At 67.1% G+C, this 21935-nt stretch carries 19 protein-coding genes; 5 read left to right on the top strand and 14 right to left on the bottom strand.

Annotated features, from left to right (window positions below):
- Nucleotides 1-95: 95 nt before the first annotated feature.
- On the top strand, nucleotides 96-500 hold the full coding sequence (locus tag BMZ17_RS01735) for an H-NS histone family protein (RefSeq protein WP_093134584.1): 405 nt from the start codon (nucleotides 96-98) through the stop codon (nucleotides 498-500).
- Nucleotides 501-853: 353 nt separating this feature from the next.
- Here the strand turns inward: BMZ17_RS01735 and BMZ17_RS01730 are convergent, their stop codons facing one another.
- The 6 genes from BMZ17_RS01730 to cysD form a co-directional block, all read right to left on the bottom strand.
- Nucleotides 854-2518 (bottom strand): hypothetical protein, encoded by a 1665-nt coding sequence (locus tag BMZ17_RS01730; RefSeq protein ID WP_139202771.1) that lies wholly within the window; start codon nucleotides 2516-2518, stop codon nucleotides 854-856.
- Nucleotides 2515-3390, bottom strand: a complete 876-nt coding sequence (locus tag BMZ17_RS01725) for a TrmH family RNA methyltransferase (RefSeq protein ID WP_254775164.1) — start codon at nucleotides 3388-3390, stop codon at nucleotides 2515-2517. Before BMZ17_RS01725 ends, BMZ17_RS01730 begins: the two co-directional genes overlap by 4 nt.
- A gap of 3 nt (nucleotides 3391-3393) precedes the next feature.
- On the bottom strand, nucleotides 3394-4833 hold the full coding sequence (locus BMZ17_RS01720; protein ID WP_093134576.1) for an alanine/glycine:cation symporter family protein: 1440 nt from the start codon (nucleotides 4831-4833) through the stop codon (nucleotides 3394-3396).
- A gap of 91 nt (nucleotides 4834-4924) precedes the next feature.
- Nucleotides 4925-5503 carry a GNAT family N-acetyltransferase gene (locus tag BMZ17_RS01715; RefSeq protein WP_093134572.1) on the bottom strand — a complete coding sequence of 193 codons (579 nt, stop codon included), beginning with the start codon at nucleotides 5501-5503 and terminating at the stop codon, nucleotides 4925-4927.
- A 137-nt stretch (nucleotides 5504-5640) separates the two neighbouring features.
- The gene (gene cysN / locus BMZ17_RS01710; RefSeq protein ID WP_093134567.1) at nucleotides 5641-7515 is read right to left on the bottom strand and encodes a sulfate adenylyltransferase subunit CysN; all 1875 of its coding nucleotides are present in this window, start codon (nucleotides 7513-7515) and stop codon (nucleotides 5641-5643) included.
- Nucleotides 7515-8426, bottom strand: coding sequence for a sulfate adenylyltransferase subunit CysD (gene cysD, locus BMZ17_RS01705; protein ID WP_093134562.1), 912 nt, complete (start codon nucleotides 8424-8426; stop codon nucleotides 7515-7517). Before cysD ends, cysN begins: the two co-directional genes overlap by 1 nt.
- A gap of 203 nt (nucleotides 8427-8629) precedes the next feature.
- Here cysD and BMZ17_RS01700 point away from each other — a divergent pair, with 203 nt between their 5' ends.
- From BMZ17_RS01700 to BMZ17_RS01685, 4 genes are all read left to right on the top strand, one after another.
- Entirely contained in the window at nucleotides 8630-10495 is a 1866-nt protein-coding gene (locus tag BMZ17_RS01700; protein WP_093134558.1) for an assimilatory sulfite reductase (NADPH) flavoprotein subunit, read from the top strand.
- A gap of 20 nt (nucleotides 10496-10515) precedes the next feature.
- Nucleotides 10516-12237 (top strand): assimilatory sulfite reductase (NADPH) hemoprotein subunit, encoded by a 1722-nt coding sequence (gene cysI / locus BMZ17_RS01695; protein ID WP_093134553.1) that lies wholly within the window; start codon nucleotides 10516-10518, stop codon nucleotides 12235-12237.
- Nucleotides 12234-12971 carry a phosphoadenylyl-sulfate reductase gene (locus tag BMZ17_RS01690; RefSeq protein WP_093134548.1) on the top strand — a complete coding sequence of 246 codons (738 nt, stop codon included), beginning with the start codon at nucleotides 12234-12236 and terminating at the stop codon, nucleotides 12969-12971. The genes cysI and BMZ17_RS01690 overlap by 4 nt, the downstream gene beginning before the upstream one ends.
- A 167-nt stretch (nucleotides 12972-13138) precedes the next feature.
- Nucleotides 13139-14761 carry an AMP-binding protein gene (locus BMZ17_RS01685; protein ID WP_093134545.1) on the top strand — a complete coding sequence of 541 codons (1623 nt, stop codon included), beginning with the start codon at nucleotides 13139-13141 and terminating at the stop codon, nucleotides 14759-14761.
- A gap of 12 nt (nucleotides 14762-14773) precedes the next feature.
- Here the strand turns inward: BMZ17_RS01685 and BMZ17_RS01680 are convergent, their stop codons facing one another.
- The 8 genes from BMZ17_RS01680 to BMZ17_RS01650 form a co-directional block, all read right to left on the bottom strand.
- Complete coding sequence (locus BMZ17_RS01680) at nucleotides 14774-15121, bottom strand: hypothetical protein (protein ID WP_139202770.1); 348 nt, start codon at nucleotides 15119-15121, stop codon at nucleotides 14774-14776.
- A gap of 68 nt (nucleotides 15122-15189) precedes the next feature.
- Entirely contained in the window at nucleotides 15190-15669 is a 480-nt protein-coding gene (locus BMZ17_RS01675) for a copper chaperone PCu(A)C (RefSeq protein WP_093134537.1), read from the bottom strand.
- 92 nt (nucleotides 15670-15761) lie between these two features.
- On the bottom strand, nucleotides 15762-17189 hold the full coding sequence (locus tag BMZ17_RS01670; protein WP_093134533.1) for a PepSY-associated TM helix domain-containing protein: 1428 nt from the start codon (nucleotides 17187-17189) through the stop codon (nucleotides 15762-15764).
- A complete protein-coding gene (locus BMZ17_RS01665; protein ID WP_093134529.1) occupies nucleotides 17189-19267 on the bottom strand; it encodes a TonB-dependent receptor in 2079 nt (692 codons plus the stop codon). The genes BMZ17_RS01670 and BMZ17_RS01665 overlap by 1 nt, the downstream gene beginning before the upstream one ends.
- Before the next feature lie 102 nt (nucleotides 19268-19369).
- Nucleotides 19370-19867 (bottom strand): DUF2946 family protein, encoded by a 498-nt coding sequence (locus BMZ17_RS01660; protein ID WP_093134524.1) that lies wholly within the window; start codon nucleotides 19865-19867, stop codon nucleotides 19370-19372.
- Between the two features lie 104 nt (nucleotides 19868-19971).
- Nucleotides 19972-20247 (bottom strand): DUF4242 domain-containing protein, encoded by a 276-nt coding sequence (locus BMZ17_RS01655; protein WP_093134521.1) that lies wholly within the window; start codon nucleotides 20245-20247, stop codon nucleotides 19972-19974.
- A gap of 118 nt (nucleotides 20248-20365) precedes the next feature.
- Nucleotides 20366-20710 (bottom strand): hypothetical protein, encoded by a 345-nt coding sequence (locus BMZ17_RS20790; protein WP_139202769.1) that lies wholly within the window; start codon nucleotides 20708-20710, stop codon nucleotides 20366-20368.
- Nucleotides 20711-20913: 203 nt separating this feature from the next.
- On the bottom strand, nucleotides 20914-21897 hold the full coding sequence (locus BMZ17_RS01650) for a LysR family transcriptional regulator (RefSeq protein ID WP_093134516.1): 984 nt from the start codon (nucleotides 21895-21897) through the stop codon (nucleotides 20914-20916).
- Nucleotides 21898-21935: the final 38 nt, after the last annotated feature.

Raw genomic sequence — 21935 nt, 5'->3', positions numbered from 1 at the left:
ACACGCACACACGCAGGCACCGGCGGCCGCGCGCATTGTCTTGCGGTCCGCCAGCGCCGAAAATGCCTCCCTCACTTGAAGAAGACCCGATCCTGATGACCTCGAAGAACACCCAGCACCTGGCCGACATCGCCGAGGCCAAGGCCAAGCTCGCCGAAGAACTGCGCAAGCTGGAAGAGCAGGAAGTGGCCCTGCGCGGCCAGCAGTCCGTCGAAGCGTTCGAGCAGATCACCGCGCTGCTGAAGGATTTCGCCGAGCACTTCAGCAGCAAGCAGAAGGCCGAGATCGCCGGTTTCGTGGTCTCCGGCGCCAAGCCGAAGAAGGCCACCGGCGGTTCGCGCCAGGAAGTGGCCGCCAAGTACTGGCTGCCGCACACCGGCGAGACCTGGACCGGCCGCGGCCGTCCGCCGCGCGCCTTCGCCGCATGGGAAGGCACCGCCGCCTACACCGAGTGGAAGAAGAACCACCCGGACGACAAGTTCCCGAAGTTTCCGGGATAAGCAAAAAGGCCGGGGATTCCCGGCCTTTTTCCTAGCGGTCTTGCGAAGTTGATCGATCTAATTGGACCGATATCCCTCCCGCCTTAGAGAAACAGATACTTCCACCGTGCGGGCATCAACGATGCCCATCAGGGGCCAGATCGCGGTTGATCAGTCCTTGTGGGAATCGTCGGATCCCAAGCGAACGTGACTGATGCTGATGAGAAAGCCATCGCTTTCGGCCTACTCAAGCGCGGCGACTGCATGCGCAAAATCTTCCCCAGCCGGCAATCGGTTAATCAGCCTTATGGGCAACCACTCGTGGGGTCCGTCCCATTCAATCTAAAGCCGCTCAGCTTCCCGAGATCCATCACTCAGTGCGGTGGATCGGTTGCGGGCACTTCAACGATCCTCGGCATGCCCGCCTGCAGCGGACCCATCATCCAGCCAACCCATTGATGTCGCCGGCCTGCGGGATCGGGCATGGCGATGCCCCTGACGACACCATCGGGATCCACCAGTAGCATTCGCCGCTGGTTCGAACGCAGCAGGAACGTCACCTTTCGTCCAGATGCGCCGATCAAATTCTGCACGGGCAACACGCTTTCAGCGTAAGCCTCCGAGCGACTTTCCGGACTGTCGAGCCAGGAATGACCTAGCCAGTGCGGCGCCTGGTCTGCAAACATTGCAGCATTCGCGCCTTTGAGCAGCGGAATAGCCTTGGCGATATCGCCGGGCGCGCTCTCGCCTTGACCCTCTTCAGCGTCCACGATGCCCATGGTCGCGGCCAGAGCGTTTCTGGTTGCCGTGGTCCGCAAGCCTTCGGCAAGACGCCACATCCACACCTCACTGGGAAGCAGTAACAGGGCGGTGGCCAGAACAAAAGCGGCGGATCGGGTCCATGCCAACGGCCGCCCGACCAACGCCAGCAGCAGGCCGGACCAGAACAAGCTGGACCAAACCACGTATCTCGGCGCAAGCAGCTGGTCAGGATGCGATTGAAGATAAGGGAATCTCACGACGGCGATCAAAGCCGCCACGGTCAATGCAAAACTGGAAAGCCCAAGGCCCAGGCTCGACACGCGCGATGGGGCCTTCCATGCCTTCCATAGCTCTAGGCAATACCAGCAACCACCTAGCAACCCCAGCAGGAAATGCGGCCATCGCGGCAACATCACAGAACCGAACATTTCCTGATACGCCGCTGCGATCAGGATCGCGATACCCCTCAGATGACCGGGAAGATTGTTAGCCACCTCTGAGTCCAGCATGGGCCAGCCAACATAGATGGCCGGGCCGCTCAGCCACGACACGAGTGAAAAGAGCTGATGCCCCGGGCGGAACAGGAGTGCGCCGGAAGAATCGCCAGTCAAATGCAACAACACCAGAGTCAGAAGGGCGCCTGTGATCAACACCAGCCATGGGGTCACCCCTGCGCGCCGGACCAGAAGGACCGCGGCAAATCCGCCAAACACGGCAATACCGCTCCCGAAGGAGAAGGCTGCCGCGAGGCCACAAGCACAGGCACCAACGACTTTTCCCGGACGCAGGTCAGCTGCGGTCAACAACGCGATGCCATAGACCAGGAACAGCACAACGCTGTAGGCGTGGACGGTTTCGTTGGCATGGCTGAGCGCGCGCTCATTACCAAGCCAAAACAAGCCAATGCACAACGACAGCAGCCCGGCGATCTGTGTCTCAGAAGCGGGAAGCTCTCGAATCATCTTCCAGCCAAACCACACTGACGCCAGCAAGAAAGCGATGCCACTGCCGACCTGCAGCCACTGATTGGCCTTGAAAAGGCGCAGTTCAATGACACGGACGATGTTGGGGATCAACTCGTGATGACCGTTATCCGGCGTCAGGATATCGGCGGGAAATCCCCGCTGAAGAAAGTGGGCCAAAAATCTCCAGGCATCGGCATAAGGTACGCCCGGAGATAGCACCATCAGATAAAGCCCGATACCTGCATATACCAGAATCAGTACCAGTGAGAACCGTTCAACGAGGCTTCGTTTCGACCAATACCCTGCAATCACTTAGCGCTTCCCAATCCAGAGCCAAATGCGGTGCTGCTCGCCCACTGCGCCAGCAGCACCGCCGTGGCCGAGGCCACGTTGAGGCTTTCCACGCGGCCGCTGCCGGGAATGGATAGCGACAGGTCGCACTGCGTGGCCAGGCCACGGTCCATGCCCTCGCCTTCTGCCCCCATCACGTAGACCAGGCGCTGCGGCAACGTGGTGGCGAACAGATTCTCGCCGCCGTCGACCAGCGTGGCCGCCAGATTGAAACCGGCCGCGCGCAGCTGGGCGAACGCCGTGGCGCTGTCGCCAGCCTGCACGAGTTGCACTGCTTCGGCGCCGCCTTCGGCCACGCGCGCGGCCGCGCCGGACAGCGCCAGCGGCGAATCCTGCGGCAGCAGCAGGCCGGCCACGCCGAAGTGCGCGGCCGAGCGCAGGATCGCGCCGAAGTTGTGTGGGTTGCCCACGCCATCCAGCCACAGCGCCAGCGCAGGGCCCGCCGGCTGCGCGGCGATCCAGTCGGCCAGCGATACCGGGGCGCGGCGCAGCACGTCGGCGACCACGCCTTCGTGGTGCGCGCTGGATGCCAGCTTGTGCAGGTCCGCCTCCTCGACCACGCGATAGCCGACGCGGTTGGCGACGCACCAGGCCAGGATCGGCTTGAGCGCGTGCACGCGCGCCTGGGTCAGGTACAGCTTGCGCAGCGCCTCGGGTCGCGCCTCGAACAGCGCGCGCACGGCGTTGAGGCCGTACAGGCGCACTTCCTCGCCACGGCGCGACGGGCGCGGCGCATGCTCGTCGGCAAGCTGTCCGCCAACAGGCGCGTGCTCACGCGGTGGCCGGGCGCCGGGTTCGCGCCGCGGGGGAAGTTTCTGCCAGGGTCCAGCCATTGCTCAGTTCGCCTTCTTCTCGTTCCACAGCTCGGCGTGCTTGATGCCGAGCTTGTCGGGGTCGAAGACCGGATCGAGGCCGGCCTTCTTCTGCTGTTCGTAATCGCGCAGGGCCAGCAGGGCCGGCTTCTGCAGGATCAGGATGGCAATGATATTCAGCCAGGCCATCAAACCGACACCGATATCGCCCAGGCCCCAGGCCAGCTCCGCGCTGCGCACCGAGCCGTAGGCCACCGCCGCCATCAGTGCGATGCGCAGGACCAGGGTCAGCCACGGCCGATGCACCTTGCGGTTGATGTAGGCGATGTTGGTTTCGGCCATGTAGTAGTAGGCGACGATGGTGGTGAAGGCGAAGAACAGCAGCGCGATCGCCACGAAGCCCGCACCCCAGCCCGGCAGCACCGTTTCCACCGCGGCCTGGGCGAAAGTCGGGCCCGCCGCGGCGCCGGGCAGGCCTTCATACAGGAATCCGCCGGCCGGATTGGCCACGTTGTACATGCCGGTGGAGATGATCAGGAACGCGGTGGCCGAGCACACCAGCAGCGTGTCCACATAGACCGAGAACGCCTGCACGTAGCCCTGCTTGGCCGGATGCGAGACCTCGGCGGCGGCGGCGGCGTGCGGGCCGGTGCCCTGCCCGGCTTCATTGGAATAGATGCCGCGCTTGACGCCCCACTGCACCGCCAGGCCCAGCACCGCGCCGAAGCCCGCTTCCATGTTGAACGCGCTGCGGAAGATCAGGCCGAACACCACCGGCACCTGGCCCAGGTTGGTGAACAGCACGTACAGCGCCATCAGCATGTAGCCGGCGGCCATGAACGGCACCACGAACTCGGCGAAGCGCGCGATGCGCTTGACCCCGCCGAAGATGATGAAGCCCAGCGCGACCACCACGCACAGCGCGGTGATCCAGGTGGGGATGCCCCAGGCGGTGTTCATGCCCTGGGCGATGCTGTTGGCCTGCACGCCCGGCAGCAGCAGGCCGGCGGCCACCACCATCACCACGGCAAAGGTCCAGGCATACCAGCGCTGGCCCATCGCCTTTTCGATGAAGTACGCCGGGCCACCGCGGTACTGGCCGGAAGGATCGCGCTCCTTGTAGATCTGGCCCAGCGTGGACTCGATATAGGCAGTGGACGCGCCCAGGAAGGCGACCATCCACATCCAGAACACCGCGCCCGGCCCGCCGGAGGCAATCGCCGTGGCCACGCCGGCGATGTTGCCGGTGCCGACGCGCCCGGACAGCGACATCGCCAGCGCCTGGAACGAGGACACGCCGGCGGCCGACGACTCGCCCTTGAACATCAGCCGGATCATCTCGAAGAAGCCACGCACCTGCATGAAGCGCGTGCGCAGCGAGAAATACAGGCCCGCGCCCAGGCATAGATAGACCAGCGCCGGGCTCCAGATGATGTCGTTGAGGGTCGAGACAAGCGTTTCCACCGGCAGTGGGCTCCGTGATCGTGGCGGCAAGGGGGACAGGCGCACGCGGCGCCTGCATCCACACCTTACCCGAAGCGCCTCGGCGTGCCGCTCAACCTGACGGCGGCGACACCTGCGCGAAGCTGCGCAGGTCGTGCACGCGCCCACGCTTGACCACCGCGCAGCGCAGCGTGCCTTCCTCGGTGAAACCGTTCTTCAGCAGCACGCGCGCCGAAGCCGGATTGGTGTCCAGCACGTGTGCGCCGAGCCGGTAGAGCCGCAGCTCGCGCATCGCCCACGGCACGTACAGCGCCACCGCACGCGTCATCAGGCCCTGGCCCCAGTGCGTGCGGCCGAGCCAGTACCCCAGCTCGGCGCTATGCGCGCGTTCGCCGCTGCCCGGACGCGCGGCAATGCTGCCGCAGGCCTGGCCGTCCACTTCGATGGCCAGCACCGGGTGGGCCAGGTCGACCACGCGACCGGAGAAGAAGCGCTCGGCGTCGGCGCGCGTATACGGCGAAGGAAAGCGGTCGCTGACCCGCGCGGCGACCTGTTCGTCATCGGCGTGGCGCAGCAGTGCGTCGAGATCGTCGGTGCGCCAGCGACGCAGGACGAAGCCTTCGCCCTCCAGCCGCAGGTCGCGCCAGCGAGCCGCACCGTAGTCGGAATGGTCGTGCGGGGCGGTGTGCATGGTCCACGCTCGCGTCGATACCGGACGAGGCCGCAGTGTGCCGCAAACCCACGGTGGGAGCCGCTTCAGCGGCGATGAGGCTTTATCCGGAAAGCCCTATCGCCGCTAAAGCGGCTCCCACGAGATTCATCGCCAGATCAATCCAGACCGAGCTCAATCAGGACGCGGGCGACCATCTGCTCGGTGGTTTCCTGGTCGGCCAGCAGGTGCAGCTCCGGCGATTCCGGCGCTTCGTAGGGCGAATCGATGCCGGTGAAGTTGGGAATCTTGCCGGCGCGCGCCTTGGCGTACAGGCCCTTGACGTCGCGCGCTTCGGCCACGGCCAGCGGCACGTCGACGAACACCTCGATGAACTCGCCCGGCGCGAAGCGCTCGCGTGCCATCTGGCGTTCGGCGCGGAACGGCGAGATGAAACTCACCAGCACGATCAGGCCGGCATCGGTCATCAGGCGCGCGACTTCGGCCACGCGGCGGATGTTCTCCACGCGATCCTCGTCGGTGAAGCCGAGGTCGCGATTCAAGCCGTGGCGCACGTTGTCGCCATCGAGGATGAAAGTGTGGTGGCCGAGCGCGTGCAGGCGCTTGTCGACCAGGTTGGCGACGGTGGATTTACCCGCACCGGACAGGCCGGTGAACCACAGCACCTTCGGTTCCTGCGCCTTGATCCGCGCACGCGCGGCCTTGTCCACGTCCAGGTGCTGCCAGTGCACATTGCCGGCGCGGCGCAGGGCGAAATCCAGCGTGCCGGCGGCGACGGTGGCGTTGGTCTGGCGATCGATCAGGATGAAGCCGCCCAGCGCGCGATTGCGTGCGTAAGGCTCGAACGCGATCGGCTCGTCCAGCGACAGGTTGCAGACGCCGACTTCGTTCAATTCCAGGCGCTTGGCGGCCAGTTCTTCCTGGCTGTTCACGTCGATGCGGTGCTTGATCTCGCTGACGCTGGCCGACACGGTGCGCGCGCCGATCTGCAGCCAATAAGGGCGACCGGGCAGCAGCGCGGCATCGTCCATCCACAGCACGTGCGCGGCGAACTGGTCGGAGACTTCCGGCGGATCCTCGGCGGCCGCGATCACATCGCCGCGGCTGATGTCGATCTCATCGGCGAGCGTCAGCGTCACCGCCCGCCCGGCGCGTGCGAACTGCACTTCGCCATTGGCATCGAAGACCTTGGCCACGGTCGAGCGCCGCGACGATGGCAGCACCACGACCGCATCGCCCGGCTGCACACGGCCGGCGGCGATCGTGCCGGCGAAGCCACGGAAATTCTGGTGCGGGCGATTCACGTACTGCACCGGCAGGCGCAGACCGCTATCGGCGCCATGCGCGTCCAGCTGCACCGTATCCAAGTGTTCGATCAGGCTCGGGCCGGTGTACCAGGGTGTGTTGGCCGAGCGACTGGAAAGGTTGTCGCCGGCCAGCGCCGACAGCGGGATGCACTGCACCTGGGCGATGCCCAGCTGCGCAGCCAGCGCGCGGTAGTCGCGGGTGATCGCGTCGAACACGGCGGGGTCGTAGCCGACCAGATCCATCTTGTTCACCGCCAGCACCACCTGCGAGATCCCCAGCAGCGAGACGATGTAGCTGTGCCGGCGGGTCTGGGTGAGCAAGCCCTTGCGCGCGTCCACCAGCACCACCGCGACATCGGCGGTCGAGGCGCCGGTGGCCATGTTGCGCGTGTACTGCTCGTGTCCGGGGCAGTCGGCGACGATGTACTTGCGCCGGTCGGTATCGAAGTAGCGGTAGGCCACGTCGATGGTGATGCCCTGCTCGCGCTCGGCGGCCAGGCCGTCCAGCAGCAGCGCGTAGTCGATGCCCGCGCCCTGAGTGCCGTGGCGGCGGCTGTCGTTTTCCAGCGCGGCCAATTGATCGTCGAACAAGCGCTTGCTGTCGTACAGCAGTCGACCGATCAGCGTGCTCTTGCCGTCGTCCACGCTGCCACAGGTAATGAAGCGCAGCAGCGGCTTGGCTTCGTGTTGCTTGAGGTAGGCGGCGATGTCGGTGTGGCTGGTCATCAGAAGTAGCCCTCCAGCTTCTTCTTCTCCATCGAGGCGGTGGGGTCGTGGTCGATCACCCGGCCCTGGCGTTCGGAGCTGGTGGCCACCAGCATCTCGGCGATGATCTTCTCCAGCGTGTCGGCATCCGATTCGACCGCGCCGGTCAGCGGATAGCAGCCCAGCGTGCGGAAGCGGACCGATTTGATCATCGGCACTTCGCCGTCCTTGAGCGGCAGGCGGTCATCGTCGACCAGAATCAGGGCGCCATCGCGCTCGACCACCGGGCGCTCCGCAGCCAGGTACAGCGACGGCACCGGGATCTGCTCGCGGAAGATGTAGAGCCAGATGTCCAGCTCGGTCCAGTTGGACAGCGGGAAGGCACGGACGCTCTCGCCGGTGTGGATGCGCGGGTTGTAGGCGTTCCACAGCTCCGGGCGCTGGTTCTTGGGGTCCCAGCGGTGCTTGTCGTTACGGAAGGAGAACACGCGCTCCTTGGCGCGGGATTTCTCCTCGTCGCGGCGGGCGCCGCCGATGGCCGCATCGAACTTGTAGTGATCCAGCGCCTGCTTCAGGCCCTGGGTCTTCATGATGTCGGTGTGGACGGTGGCACCGTGGCTGATCGGGCCCACGTTCTGGGCCACGCCGTCCGGGTTGATGTGCACGCGCAGGTCCACGCCCGTTTCTGCGGCCCGCTGGTCGCGGAAGGCGATCATCTCGCGGAACTTCCAGCGGGTGTCCACGTGCAGCAGCGGGATCGGCGGCCGAGCCGGGGCGAAGGCCTTGAGCAGCAGGTGCAGCAGCACCGAGCTGTCCTTGCCCACCGAATACAACAGCACCGGATTGCGGAACGCCGCGGCGACCTCACGCAGGATGTGGATGCTTTCGGCTTCCAGCCGGTCGAGGTGGGACAGGGGTTCAGCAGCGGTCATGTGCAGGCGCGCGAAGGGAAAGGCAGCCGGCGCAAGGGTATCAGCGCCGTGATGGCGGGCCTTGCCGGTGGCGCCGCAGTATCGGCACCGCTTATGCCCTGGCGAAATAAGCTGGGGGCATAAGCCCATAACCCTGCATCCTTTCAGGCCTGTGACACGCAGGCCTAGCATCGGCACTCCACGAAACCGCCTTTGGATCTGCGATGTCCGCTGCACCTCCCGCGTTGGCCGCCGGCCCCTTGCCCGATGACCGCAAGGCGCTGCTGGCGCGCGTGGTCGAAGGCCTGGACAGCGCCTCGCTGTGGTGGCTGTCCGGCTTCACCGCCGGCCTGGCCCAGGCCGCCCACCCGGCTCCGCACCTGGCCCTGCTGCAGGGTTCGGCCGCGGCGGTGGCCCCGGCGGCCAGCGCCGGCGAGCGCGCCACGGTCCTCTACGGCAGCCAGACCGGCAACGCCAAGCGCGCCGCCGAAGCGCTGGTCGCCGAGCTGGAAGGCGCCGGCCTGGCCGTCCGCCTGGCCCGCGCAGACACCTACGCTACCCGCGAGCTGGCTAGCGAACGCCTGCTGTACCTGGTCATCAGCACCCAGGGCGAAGGCGATCCGCCGGACGATTCCATCGGCTTCACCGAATTCCTTAACGGCCGCCGCGCGCCCAAGCTGCCGGACCTGAAGTTCGCCGTGCTGGGCCTGGGTGATTCGAGCTACGCCGATTTCTGCGGCATCTCCAAGCGCCTGGACGCGCGCCTGGCCGAGCTGGGCGCCACGCGCCTGTTCGACGCCGGCGAAGCCGACCTGGACATCGACACCGTCGCCCTGCCCTGGCGCGCCCTGGCGCTGGAGCAGGCGAAGAAGACGCTGAAGACCGCCGCGCCGGCCACCGGCGCCACGGTCACGCCGCTGCGTCCGGCCGCAGCGTCGGCGCCGGTGTACTCGCACAGCGCGCCGTTCTCGGCCGAAGTGCTGGCCAACCAGCCGATCAGCGGCCGCAACTTCAAGGGCCCGGCCTTCGGCCAGCACGGCGCCAGCGACAAGCAGGTGCGCCACATTGAGTTCTCGCTGGAAGGCAGCGGGCTGACCTACCTGCCGGGCGACGCGCTGGGCTTTGTCCATCGCAATCCCGACGCCGTGGTCGAGCCGGTGCTGGACGCCCTGTCGCTGGACGGCAACGCCAGCCTGCGCATCGACGGCACCGAGCGCAGCCTGCGCGACTGGCTGGCCGGCCATCGCGAACTCACCAAGCTTTCGCGCCCGTTCCTGGCCGCGCACGCCGCCCAGGCCAAGGCCAGCGAGCTCAACGACCTGCTGGCGCCGGGTCGCAACGCCGATTTCTCCGCGCTGCTGGGCAGCCACCAGCTGGTCGACGTGCTGCGTCGCTGGCCGGCCGAGTGGGAGGCCGAAAGCCTGCTGACCGCGCTGCGTCCGCTGGCACCGCGCCTGTATTCGATCGCCTCCAGCCGCGCCCGCGTCGGCGACGAGGTGCACCTGACCGTGGACGAGCTGCGCTACACCGCGCACGGCAGCGAGCACGTCGGCTCGGCCAGCGGCTTCCTCGCCAACCTGGCCGAAGGCGACCACGCGCCGGTCTACATCGAAACCAACGACCGCTTCCGCGTGCCGGCCGATGCCTCGCGCGACATCCTGATGGTCGGCCCGGGCACCGGCGTGGCGCCGTTCCGCGCCTTCGTGCAGGAGCGTGCCGAGACCGGCGCGACCGGGCGCAACTGGCTGTTCTTCGGCACCCAGCACTTCAACAGCGGTTTCCTCTATCAGAGCGAGTGGCAGGAAGCGCTCAAGCGCGGCGAACTCAACCGCCTGGACCTGGCGTTCTCGCGCGACCAGGCGCAGAAGCTTTACGTGCAGCATCGCCTGCGCGAGCGCGGCCGCGAGGTCTATGACTGGCTGCAGTCCGGCGCGCACTTCTACGTGTGCGGCTCGATCGCCATGGGCAAGGACGTGCACGCCGCGCTGCAGGACATCGTCATCGAACACGGCGCGCTGGATAGCGAAGCCGCCCACGACTACCTCACCACTTTGCAGACCGAAGGACGCTACAGCCGCGACGTCTACTAAGACCTCGTCAGCCAACGATCATGAGCAACCATTCCGTCGAAGACATCAAGGGCCAGAGCCGCCGCCTGCGTGGCAGCCTGCTGGAAAGCCTGGCCGACCAGGTCACCGGCGCGCTGCGCGAGGACGACCAGACGCTGATCAAGTACCACGGCAGCTACCAGCAGGACGACCGCGACATCCGCGATGAGCGCCGTCGCCAGAAGCTGGAGCCGGCCTACCAGTTCATGATCCGCACGCGCACGCCGGGCGGCGTCATCACGCCAGAGCAGTGGATCAAGCTGGATGCCATCGCTACCGAGTACGGCAACCACTCGCTGCGCGTCACCACGCGCCAGGCGTTCCAGTTCCACGGGGTCATCAAGCGCGAATTGAAATCGACGATGCAGGCGATCAACGCCGCGCTGATCGATACGCTGGCCGCCTGCGGCGACGTCAACCGCAACGTGCAGGTCGCGGCCAACCCGCTGCTGTCCGATGCGCACGCCACGCTCTACGCCGATGCGGCCGCGACTTCCGAGCACCTGCTGCCCAACACCCGCGCCTATTACGAGATCTGGCTGGACGAGGAAAAGGTCGCCGGCGCCGGCGAGGAGACCGAGCCGGTCTACGGCGACAAGTACCTGCCGCGCAAGTTCAAGATCGGCTTCGCGCTGCCGCCGATCAACGACGTGGACGTGTTCGCCAACGACCTGGGTTTCATCGGTATCACCGGTGACGATGGCCAGATCGCCGGCTATAACGTGAGCCTTGGCGGCGGCATGGGCGCTTCCCACGGCGATGCGGAAACCTACCCGCGCGTGGCCGATGTAGTCGGCTTCATCACCCGCGAACAGCTGCTGGATGTCGCTACCGCGGTGGTCACCACCCAGCGCGATTACGGCAACCGCGCCGTGCGCAAGCGCGCGCGCTTCAAGTACACGATCGACGACAAGGGCCTGGACTTCATCAAGGCGCAGATCGAGGAACGTGCCGGCGTGACCTTCCAGCCGGCGCGTGCATTTTCCTTCGATCACAACGGCGACCGCTATGGCTGGACCCAGGGCACCGATGGCCGCTGGCACCTGACCCTGTCGATCTCCGCCGGCCGCATCGCCGACGTGGGCGCGGCCACGCATCTGACCGGCCTGCGCGAAATCGCCGTGCTGCTGCAGGGCACCGATGCCAGCGGCGAGTTCCGCATGACGTCCAACCAGAACCTGGTGATCTCCAATATCAGCGAGCACCACAAGGTCGCCATCGATGCGCTGGTGCAGCAGCACGGCCTGGATGCCGGCAATGCGTTGCCGACCGCGCTGGCCCGCAAGGCAATGGCCTGCGTGGCGCTGCCGACCTGCGGCCTGGCCATGGCCGAAGCCGAGCGCTATCTGCCCGAGTTCAGCGACAAGCTGCAGCCGCTGCTGGAAAAACACGCATTGACCGAAGCACCGATCGTGCTGCGCATCTCCGGTTGCCCCAACGGCTGCTCGCGCCCGTACCTGGCCGAGATCGCCCTGGTGGGCAAGGCACCCGGCCGTTACAACCTGATGCTCGGCGGCGACCATCGCGGCCAGCGCCTCAACACGCTGTATCGCGAAAACATCACCGAAGACCAGATCCTCGGCGAACTGGACCCGCTGTTCGGCCGCTACGCGAGCGAGCGCATCGCCGACGAAGGCTTCGGCGATTTCCTGCATCGCGCCGGCGCGATCGACCTGCCGCCCTATCCCACCAACCGTTCGATCCCTGTGGAACTGCACGCATGACCGCGCTGCCCGCCAACGACGATCCCCACGAGACCACTGCGCCCGACAGTGTTGACCTGGACAAGGCCAACACCGCGCTCGAGACGATGAGCGCGCAGGCGCGCGTGGCCTGGGCCCTGGAACACGGACCCGCGCAGGCGGTGCTCTCGTCCAGCTTCGGCGCGCAGTCGGCGGTGACCCTGCACCTGGTCACCCAGCAGAAGCCGGATATCCCGGTGATCCTGATCGACACGGGCTACCTGTTCCCGGAGACGTACCGCTTCGCCGATGAGCTGATCGAGCGGCTCAAGCTCAACATCAAGATCTTCCGCCCGCTGGTCAGCCGCGCCTGGATGGAAGCGCGCCATGGCCGCCTGTGGGAACAGGGCGTGGTGGGCATCGAGCAGTACAACAGCCTGCGCAAGGTCGAGCCGATGCGCCGTGCCCTGGACGAGCTGGACGCCGGCACCTGGTTCACCGGCCTGCGCCGCCAGCAGGCCACCAGCCGCACCCACACGCCGATCGTGCAGCTGCGCGGGCAGCGCTGGAAGGTCAGCCCGATCGCCGACTGGACCGATCGCGACATCTGGCAGTACATGAAGGCCAACGACCTGCCCTATCACCCGCTGTGGGAAGAAGGCTACGTCTCGATCGGCGACTTCCACACCACCCGCCGCTGGGAGCCGGGCATGCGCGAGGAAGACACACGCTTCTTCGGCCTCAAGCGTGAATGCGGTATCCACGAGCAGCTATGACGCCACACGTTGCATCTCTCTCCCCTTAAGGGCCGGCAGGAGCGCCGGCCCTTTTTTTTGCGTGGCCAAAGCCGCTGCAACAGCGCGTCCCAGGCGCCATGGCGCGGGACAACATCCGCTGGCGTATTGATCGGGTTACTGTGCGGGCCTCGCTTCGGGACCCGCGCATGACCACACCACGCGACTATTTCGAACACGTCCGCCAACCGCCTTCCGCACCGCTGGAAGGACCGGTCAACGCCTGGACCACCTGCGTCGGCGCGCACCTGGGCCAGCAGCGCGAGGCGCTGTGCTGGGTGGACCTGCAGCGCCAGGTGCGGCGCTACACCTTCGAGGAACTGGATGGCTGGTCGGCGCAGTTCGCCCACCTGCTGGTCGCGCGCGGGCTCAAGCCCGGCGACGTGGTGGCCGGGCTGCTGCCGCGCCGGCTGGAACTGCTGATCGTGATCCTGGGCACCTGGCGCGCCGGTGGCGTCTACCAGCCGCTGTTTACCGCGTTCGGGCCCAAGTCGCTGGAGCATCGCCTGTCCACCAGCGGTGCCAGGCTGGTGGTCTCCGCGCGCGACCAGCGCGCCAAGCTGGACGAGATCGCCACCACCGCCCAGATCCTCACCTTGGACGCGGACGGCGAGGAGCATTTCTGGCGTGCGATGGACAGCCTGCCGACCGCGTTCGACCCGGTCCCGCTGACCCGCGAAGACCCGTGCATGATCATGTTCACCTCCGGCACCGTCGGTGCGCCCAAGGGGCTGATGGTGCCGCTGCACGGGCTGGACGTGATGGCCACGTACATGCGCGAGGCCGTGGACCTGCGCGCCGACGACACGCTCTGGAACATCGCCGACCCGGGCTGGGCCTACGGCCTGTACTACGGCATCGCCGGGCCGCTGGCGCTGGGCCATTCGACGACTTTCCACGAGGGCCCGTTCACCGTTGAGAGCTGCTACGCCACCATCGCCCAGCTGGGCGTGACCAACCTGATGGGCGCGCCCACCGCCTACCGCATGCTGATGGCCGCCGGCGACGCGCCTGCCGCGGCGGTCAAGGGCCAGCTGCGTGCGGTCAGCAGTGCCGGCGAGCCGCTCAACCCGGAAGTGATCCGCTGGTTCGACAAGGCGCTGGGCACGCTGATCCACGACCACTACGGCCAGACCGAGACCGGCATGACCCTGTGCAACCACCACGCGCTGGCCCATCCGGTGCAGGCCGGCAGCGCCGGCTATCCGCTGCCTGGGTATCGACTCGAAGTTTTAGGCGAAGACGGCAAGCCGCAGCCGGTCGGCACGCCGGGCATGCTGGCGGTGCACATCGCCGATTCGCCGGCGCTGTTCTTCCGCGGCTACTGGCAGGCGGACACGCAGCCGTTCAAGGACGGCTGGTACCTCACCGGCGATACGGTCGAGCGCAATGACGACGGCAGCATCGCCTTCGTCGGTCGCAGCGACGATGTGATCACCTCGGCTGGCTATCGCATCGGCCCGTTCGACGTGGAGAGTTGCCTGCTCGAACACCCCGACGTGGTCGAGGCCGGCGTGGTCGGCAAACCCGATCCCGAGCGCCTGGAGCTGGTGAAGGCCTACGTGGTGCTGCGCGCCGGTGCCGCGGGCAGCGACGCGCTGGCCACCGAATTAGCCCAGTACGTGAAGCAGCGCCTGTCCGCACACGCCTACCCGCGCGAGATCGCCTTCGTCAACGAATTGCCCAAGACCCCCAGCGGCAAGATACAGCGGTTTTTGCTGCGCAACCAGGCCAAAGCCGAGCTGGAACAGGCCAGCACCTCGCCGGCCTGAGCAACAGCGACGTCAGGTACCCGACGGTGCGTCGGGCATCGGCGGCGCCACCAGCGGCACCTTCTCGCCGCAGGCCAGGCATTTGCGATACGCCGGCCCATGGCCCTTGCGGCGCGGGCGCGACAGCAGGCCGCCGCAGTGGCAGCGGCCCTGTTCCATCCCGCGCAGCCACAGGTACAGGCGCCAGCTGGCCAGCATCGCCCAGACAAAGCCCAAGCCCGTGCCCAGCAAGGCCAGCAGCGAGCCGGCCTGGCGCGCGCCGTGCACGCCCAGCAGGCCGTCGGCGTGTTCGACCGCGAACGAGGCCAGCCAGCCGCCGATCACCAGTACTGGGGCCGGCGCGTAAAGGCGCGCCACCATCATCGACATCCGCTTCATTTCCACACCCCCTGTGCGTCGCGCGAGACCGGCCTGCAGAGCAGGCGAGGCTACATCTTCATGCCCGGCATGTCGTGGTCATGGGAAGACGGCATGGCACCCAGCGGCATGACCTTGAACTGCACCACCTGCGGCGCGGCATGGGCGAAGCGCAGCGTCGCGGTGACCACCTGCCCGGCCACCAGCGGCTTGCGCGGCGCGATGAACATCAGGTGGGTGCCCGACGGCGCCAGCGCGACGGTTCCCCCGGCAGGCAATGCGACGCCATAGTCGAGCTTGCGCATGCGCATCACGCCGCCCTGCATGTCGCTGCTGTGCAGCTCGACGCGTTCGGCCGCATCGCTGCTGATCGACAGCAGGCGGTCGGGCTGGGCGCCGTGGTTGATCACGGTCAGATAGCCCGCAGCGGTCGGCGCCTGCGGCGGCGTGGCACGCATCCAGGCGTTGCTGACCTGCACGCCTGCAGGCGTGGCGCCGTGGGCGAACGCGGACAGCAACAACAACGCCGCGGTGAAGACGGGTTTCAACATGAGCCTTGCCTCTCCTCAAGGAATGCGGCGCATACCGGCGCCGCGACGGTCCTACGATACAAAGCCACGCACGTGCTGTGCGTGGGCACGCGTTACGTCGATACCGCGCGGCGCTGGCGCCGCATCACCCAGCCGAGGTCCACTGCCAGCATCAGCAGCAGCGACAGCCCGACCAGCGGAAACAGCACGCCACCGATCACCAGCAGGCCGACCACCACCTTCAATGCCCGCGGTTGCGCGGGTAGCGGCGGCACGCCGAGCGATCCGCTTGGGCGACGCTTCCACCACATCACCGCCGCGCTCACGCACAGCAGCACGATGCAGGCGCAGGCCAGCACCAGCAGCAGCTGGTTGAGCCAGCCGAATTCCTGGCCCATGTGCACGTTGATGCTCCATTCCAGCGCCTTGGCCAGCGGACCGTAGTCGGCGTAATCCATGTCCAGCAGCACTTGGCCGCTGTACTGATCCAGATGCACCACGCGCTGGCGATGCAGGTCGTCCGGATAGACCGAGGCGGTATAGACCCCGCGCGCACCCTGCGGCAGCGACACGCTGTAGCCCGGCGCAAGTCCGCGCAAGTCGAACTGTTTCAGCGCTGCATCCAGCCCGATCGCGCCGGCCTGCGGTGCGCTGGCGCCCATCGCCATGCCGCCGTGGCCGGCGTGTTCCATGTTGGGCATGTCGGCCATCGCGTCCGGTGGCGTCGACTGCGGCAGTTGCGCCTGCTGCAGCGACCAGGCCGGCACCGTGCTGTGGGCCAGGCGCTGTTGCGACATCGGCACCTGCACGCGCACGCCGGCCGGATAGCCGTAGTCATGCCCGTTGGCCAGCGCATTGACCTGCGCGCCCCAGAACCACGACCACGGCATCCCGGTCAGCGCCAGGAACAGCAGCGCACCCCCAGCGGCGATGCCGGTCACCGCATGCAGGTCGCGCCAGAACAGGCGCTGCGCCGGCTTGCCACGTACGGTGACGACGCCGCCTTTCCTTCCACGCGGCCACCACAGGTAGACGCCGGTCAGCACCAGCAGGATCGCCCAGCCCGCGGAGATCTCGATCAAGGCGTTGGCCCAGGTGCCGAGCAGGTCCAGGCTGTGCAAGCGGCGCATGGTCCAGCCGAAGGTGCCGCGATCGGGCAGCGAACCCAACACGCGTGCATCGCCCGGATCGACATAGACCACGCGCCGTTCGCCACGCGCGGTGACAACGCCCACTTCGGCCGAGGCATCGGCGGTGACCGGCGTGGTATAGCGGAACACCTGCCCTGGCTGCGCTGCCAATGCGGCCTCAGCAATGCGTTGCGGCGATGCCTGTGGCGTCGACGAAGGCGTCACCACCAGCAGGTGGTGATGCACCAGCCGGTCCAGCGGCTTGTGATAGACGAACGCCGCGCCGGTCAACGCCAGCCACGCCAGGAACGGCAGCACCAGCAGGCCCGCGTAGAAATGCCAGCGCCACACCGCGCGATACAGCGCCTTGGCGGTGATGCCTTCGCCCTGCGGCCAAGTGGTCACGGCCATCAGAAATCCCAACCCAGCGAGGCGTACAGCGCGCGTCCGTCACCGGGCGAATAGCCATACGAGCCGGTGTCGTACCAGGCGTACACGTAGCGGCGATCGGTGACGTTCTTCAACTGCAACGACAGGCTCGTGTTGTGCGGCAAGGCCCACTCCGCGCCGAGATCCAGCAGCGTATAGCCGCCGTAGCGCCCGAGCGTGTTGGTGCGGTCGATGAAGTAATCGCCCTGCGCCGTCACCGAGGCCGAGAGCTTGAACGCCGACGTCGCCTGGAATTCCACACCGGCCGAGGCGAGGTAGTGCGGCACGTTCTCGATCTCGCGGCCACGCGTGTCAGGCGCGCTGGGATCGGGATCGACGATGGTCGCCTTCTGCCGCGCATACGACAGCCAGCCTTCCCACTGCTCGCCCGCGTGCAGGTTGAGCTGCGCATCCCAGCCGCGTCGCAGGGTGGACCCGACATTGGCCACCGCGCTCTGATCGGCGGTGCCGGTGACGCCCAGCACGGTGGCGACCTCGCCCGATGCACGCTGCTCCCAGTACGCCACGCGCGCATCCAGCCAGCTGCTTGGACGCAAGCGCAGGCCGGCTTCCCAGCCATCGTTGAGCGACGGCCGCAGGTTGGCCTCCGCCCGGCGATAGCTGCCATCTCCCACGCCCACCTGGAAGGTGCGGCCCCAGTTTCCGTACGCGGTGACCGCATCGCTGAGCGTGTAGGACGCGCTGAATTTCGGTTGGCGCACCAGGCCGTAGTCATAGGTGGGATAGGTCGCGCCGGTGAGACCGTCGTCCAGGTGCCCGCCAATGTGGTCGATGCGGTAGGCCGGCACCAGCTTGAGCCGCGCGGTCGGGCGGATCACGGCCTGCACGTACGCACCGCGGGTTTCCAGATCGAAATCCCAGTCGCGGATCTGGCTGGTGCGCACGCGCGCCAGCGTGCGATAGCGCTGCGCAGCGTTGTCCTGCCACTGCGCGTCGGCGCCGCCTTCCAGCACGAAGCGCTCATCCACCGGCCGCCAGGTCAGCGTCGCCAGTACGCCGCGATGGGTTTCGTCGTTGTCGCGCTCCTGCTGCACGCCGGCTTCGGAAAAGCGCACCCAGCGGCTGTTTTCGTAGTGGCTCTGGTGGAGCTTGGTGCTCCAGTCCAGGGTCGGCGTCAGCGTGCCTTCGGCCTGCAGCGCCAGCTGGGTGATGCGGCGCTGACTGCGGTCATCGCGCGCATAACCGGGCGAGCTGCGCGGCGCGTCCTGCACCTGCTGCGGCGTGCTGAAGTAACCCGCTTCCAGTGCGTCGTTGCGATACGTGCGTGCGGTCAGGCCGGCGCGCCAGCGCGCGTCGGGATCGGTGTAGAACCATTTGCCGGACAGCGCACGTTGGCGGCCGTCGCCATGATCGCGATAGCTGTCGGTGCTGCGCCAGGCGGCGGTGATGTTCTCGCTCCACGGGCCCTGTTCGAAACCCTTGGTCACCTGCACCTCCTGCGTGCCGTAGCTGCCCACGGTCACTCGCGCATGGCCGTCGGTGCCGCCCGTGCGCGTGACCACGTTGACGTCGCCGGCGATCGCGTTGAGGCCGTAGCGCGGATCGTTGGTGCCACGCACCACTTCCAGCGCGGCGATTTCGATCGGAAACACCCCATCCAGGTACGGCATGTTGCCGGTGTTGTCGTTGGACGGGATGCCATCGATCAACAGCTTGATCGCGCTGACCCGGCCCTCGGCATTGAAGCCGCGGAACGAAAAGCTCGTTCCCACCACGCCCATGTGGAAACGCGTGAGCTGCACGCCCGGTGCGCGTGCCAGCAGTTCGGCGCTGTGGTCGACGACCTGGTCCTGCAGGCGGTCGGCGCCGACGATATCGACGGAACTGAACACACCGCGCGTGGACAGCGCGCCCTGGGTCTGGCCGGCCACCTGGACGGTGCCCAGGGTCAGGGCCGTGTCGTCCGCACGACGTGCATCGGGAACGGAATCAGAAGTGCTGGGTGACACCTGGGCCAAAGCCGCAGGCGTGCACAGGCAGACGGCCAGCGCCGTCGCCAAACGCGACGGCACGACCGCCGCGGAAACGGGTCGAAACATGAGAGAACCACTCCGGGAAAGACCGGCCTGCAGACGGGAGGCCGCACAAGCCTTCACCGCACGCCGGGTTTCAGGCGCAAAGGTGCAGGCACGTCAGGACTTTCAGGCCAGGAGCGGCGGGCCGCGTGCGGCGTGGGCAGGCCAGGCGCCGCCGATCCGCGGACGGGCCAGCGACGGCAGGAAGGTGTGGATCGCCGGGGCCAGCAAGGCCAGCACCAGCAGCACCAGCACGAACGGCAGCAGGTTGGCAGCCAGCACGCAGTAATCGCAGGCGGCTTCGTCGTGGCCCGGCGGCATCGGCATGCCCGCGCCGTACTCCATCGCTAGCGGCATGGCCATCTGCATCGGCATGTCCATGTTCATCGCATGGCCGGCGTGCTGCATCCCGGCATGCGTCATGCCCGCGTGCTCCATACCAGCATGTTCGGGCATGGTCGCCACCGGCGCAGCCACGCCATGGCACATCGCCTGGATGGCCTGCGACGCGGCCGGCGCCTGCGACTGGACCCAGCGGCTGACCACCGGCGCCAGCGCCATCAGCAGCGCGCCCATCAGGGCGAGCCGGTGCATGGTCAGCAGGAAGCGGCGGTGGCGCAGCATCGGCCTAGTCTAGACCATGGTCCAAGGTCCGCCACCTGCGATGGATCCGGCATGAGAAACGCGCCGGCAGGCGGCGCGCTTTTCGGGGTCACGATGTGCGGCGATCAGGCTTCGGCCGTGGTCGGATCGATCACCGTACGCACCTGCGCCACCGAATTGGCCGGGAACCCACCCTTGGCCGCATGCTCGCGCACGCTGGCTTCGTCGGGCGCGATGTAGACGCAATAGATCTTGTCGTCGGTGACATAGCTCTGCACCCATTGGATCTGCGGCCCCATGCCATGCAGCACGCTGCAGGACTGCTGGGAAATGCCGTTGAGCTCGGCGGGCGTCAGCTTCCCTGCGCCGGGAATGTCACGTTCGATCACGTACTTGGGCACGATGGCCTCCTGATGGTTCGTTGCATGGACGCGGGGGAGGCGCAGCGTAGCGCTTGGAGGTGGAATGGGCTTGATGCGGCGCAGCAGCTTCCTGTGTTTTTTGCTTTGGGTAGAGCCTTCAAAGCAAAGGCTTTCGCGCGGCTTCGCCGCACGAGCTACTTTTGTCTTGGCAAAAGGTAGCCAAAACCGCCAGCGCCTGACACTCGCCGATGCTTTGCATCGGTGCCCTGTGCTCCGCGCCGGAAACGGCACGGCGCGGGAACTCGCTGCGCTCAGACACCCGCGCCTCTTCGGCCGTTTCCGCCTGCGGTGCTCGGCTCGCTTTGAAGGCACTGAAGATCAAGAGCAGTGCAACAGCAAAAGCAAAATCGGCACCGCGCGCGGTGCTGCTCTTACTTGCGCTTTCAGATCTCCGTGAGGCACGGCGAAGGGACGAGGATAAGACCCGCAGGGCGACGTGCATGGATGCACGTCGTTTTTGGAAGGGACAGGGATGTCCCTTCCAAAAATCCGTCGGCCCGTAGCGAACCTGCGAAGCAGGCGCGCCGCCCGGAGTGTGTTTCTTTGCCTAGCTTTCTTTGCACAAGCAAAGAAAGTAGGTCGGGCGGCGAAGCCGCACGAAAGCTCTTGCTCTAAAGCTTCAAAAGCCCGCCGAAGCGCAGTCCATCAACTCGTGATGGTCTGCGTCAACGCCTCCCACGTCGGTGGCGTCGGCCAATCCGGATCGCGGTTGCCATCCATCACCTGGCGCAGGTCGCGCTTGTCGATCTGCGGCGCCAGCACGTGCACCAGGTCCAGCGCGTAATCGCGCAGCACGCGCTCGCGCGGCAGCACCGCCCAGGCGATGCATTCCTTGATTTCCTTCGGCGCCGGCCACGAGCGCAGGTCCTCGTCGCCAACGCTGAGCGCCATCTCGGCCAGCAGGCCCACGCCCATGCCGGTGCGCACGTAGGTCTTGATCAGGTCCGCATCCAGCGCGGTCAGGGCGATGTTGGGTTCCAGCCCGGCCTCGCCGAAGGCGCGCTGCAGCGAAGAGCCTGGCCGGGTCGAGGATTCGTAACTGATCAGCGGCTGGCCGGCCAGCATCGCCAGGTCCGGTACCACGCCCTTGCGGTCCAGCGCGTGGCCGCGCGGCACCACCACCAGCCGGCGCCAGCGGTACAGCGGCACGGCCAGGCCCGATGGCGGGGTGTCGCCAGAGGTGCTGATCACCGCCATGTCGGCGTCGCCCTGGCCGAGCAGGTCCAGCGCGTCGCTCTCGGCGGCCTGCTGCAGGTGCACGCTGACCTGCGGATAGGCGCGCTTGATCTGCGCCACCGCGTGCGGCAGCACGAAGCGCGACTGGGTGTGCGTGGTCGCCAGCACCAGCTGGCCCTGGCTCTCGCGGCGCTGGTTGGCCGCGTAGGTGCGGATGTTGTTGGCCTCGGCCAGCAGCGCGCGGGCGCGCTGGATCACTTCGACACCGGCCGGGGTCACCGAGTCCAGGCTGCGCCCCTTGCGCACGAACAGCAGGAAGCCCAGCTCGTCCTCCAGCTGCTTGAGCTGCTTGGACAGGCCCGGCTGGGTCGCATGCACGCGGGCCGCGGCCAGGGTGATGTTGAAGTCGGCGTCGGCGATGGCGACCAGATAGCGCAGCTGGGTCAGGGTCATCGGAAATCGGCTCGAAAGGCCCGCTCATGCCGGCCGTG

The organism is Pseudoxanthomonas sp. GM95 (genome assembly GCF_900109775.1).
Classification (GTDB): domain Bacteria; phylum Pseudomonadota; class Gammaproteobacteria; order Xanthomonadales; family Xanthomonadaceae; genus Pseudoxanthomonas_A.
The sequence above is the reverse complement of the archived record's forward strand: the minus strand, read 5'-3'. Positions and strand labels throughout refer to the sequence as shown.

What these genes read in the sequence shown, in the direction of transcription:
- BMZ17_RS01715 (WP_093134572.1), bottom strand. Translation starts at nt 5,503, where the DNA reads ATGCACACCGCCCCGCACGACCATTCCGACTACGGTGCGGCTCGCTGG.
- BMZ17_RS01700 (WP_093134558.1), top strand. Translation starts at nt 8,630, where the DNA reads ATGTCCGCTGCACCTCCCGCGTTGGCCGCCGGCCCCTTGCCCGATGAC.
- BMZ17_RS01680 (WP_139202770.1), bottom strand. Translation starts at nt 15,121, where the DNA reads ATGGTGGCGCGCCTTTACGCGCCGGCCCCAGTACTGGTGATCGGCGGC.
- BMZ17_RS01665 (WP_093134529.1), bottom strand. Translation starts at nt 19,267, where the DNA reads ATGTTTCGACCCGTTTCCGCGGCGGTCGTGCCGTCGCGTTTGGCGACG.
- BMZ17_RS01670 (WP_093134533.1), bottom strand. Translation starts at nt 17,189, where the DNA reads ATGGCCGTGACCACTTGGCCGCAGGGCGAAGGCATCACCGCCAAGGCG.
- cysI (WP_093134553.1), top strand. Translation starts at nt 10,516, where the DNA reads ATGAGCAACCATTCCGTCGAAGACATCAAGGGCCAGAGCCGCCGCCTG.
- BMZ17_RS01660 (WP_093134524.1), bottom strand. Translation starts at nt 19,867, where the DNA reads ATGCTGCGCCACCGCCGCTTCCTGCTGACCATGCACCGGCTCGCCCTG.
- BMZ17_RS01690 (WP_093134548.1), top strand. Translation starts at nt 12,234, where the DNA reads ATGACCGCGCTGCCCGCCAACGACGATCCCCACGAGACCACTGCGCCC.
- cysD (WP_093134562.1), bottom strand. Translation starts at nt 8,426, where the DNA reads ATGACCGCTGCTGAACCCCTGTCCCACCTCGACCGGCTGGAAGCCGAA.
- BMZ17_RS20790 (WP_139202769.1), bottom strand. Translation starts at nt 20,710, where the DNA reads ATGCACGTCGCCCTGCGGGTCTTATCCTCGTCCCTTCGCCGTGCCTCA.
- BMZ17_RS01735 (WP_093134584.1), top strand. Translation starts at nt 96, where the DNA reads ATGACCTCGAAGAACACCCAGCACCTGGCCGACATCGCCGAGGCCAAG.
- cysN (WP_093134567.1), bottom strand. Translation starts at nt 7,515, where the DNA reads ATGACCAGCCACACCGACATCGCCGCCTACCTCAAGCAACACGAAGCC.
- BMZ17_RS01685 (WP_093134545.1), top strand. Translation starts at nt 13,139, where the DNA reads ATGACCACACCACGCGACTATTTCGAACACGTCCGCCAACCGCCTTCC.
- BMZ17_RS01650 (WP_093134516.1), bottom strand. Translation starts at nt 21,897, where the DNA reads ATGACCCTGACCCAGCTGCGCTATCTGGTCGCCATCGCCGACGCCGAC.
- BMZ17_RS01675 (WP_093134537.1), bottom strand. Translation starts at nt 15,669, where the DNA reads ATGTTGAAACCCGTCTTCACCGCGGCGTTGTTGTTGCTGTCCGCGTTC.
- BMZ17_RS01725 (WP_254775164.1), bottom strand. Translation starts at nt 3,390, where the DNA reads ATGGCTGGACCCTGGCAGAAACTTCCCCCGCGGCGCGAACCCGGCGCC.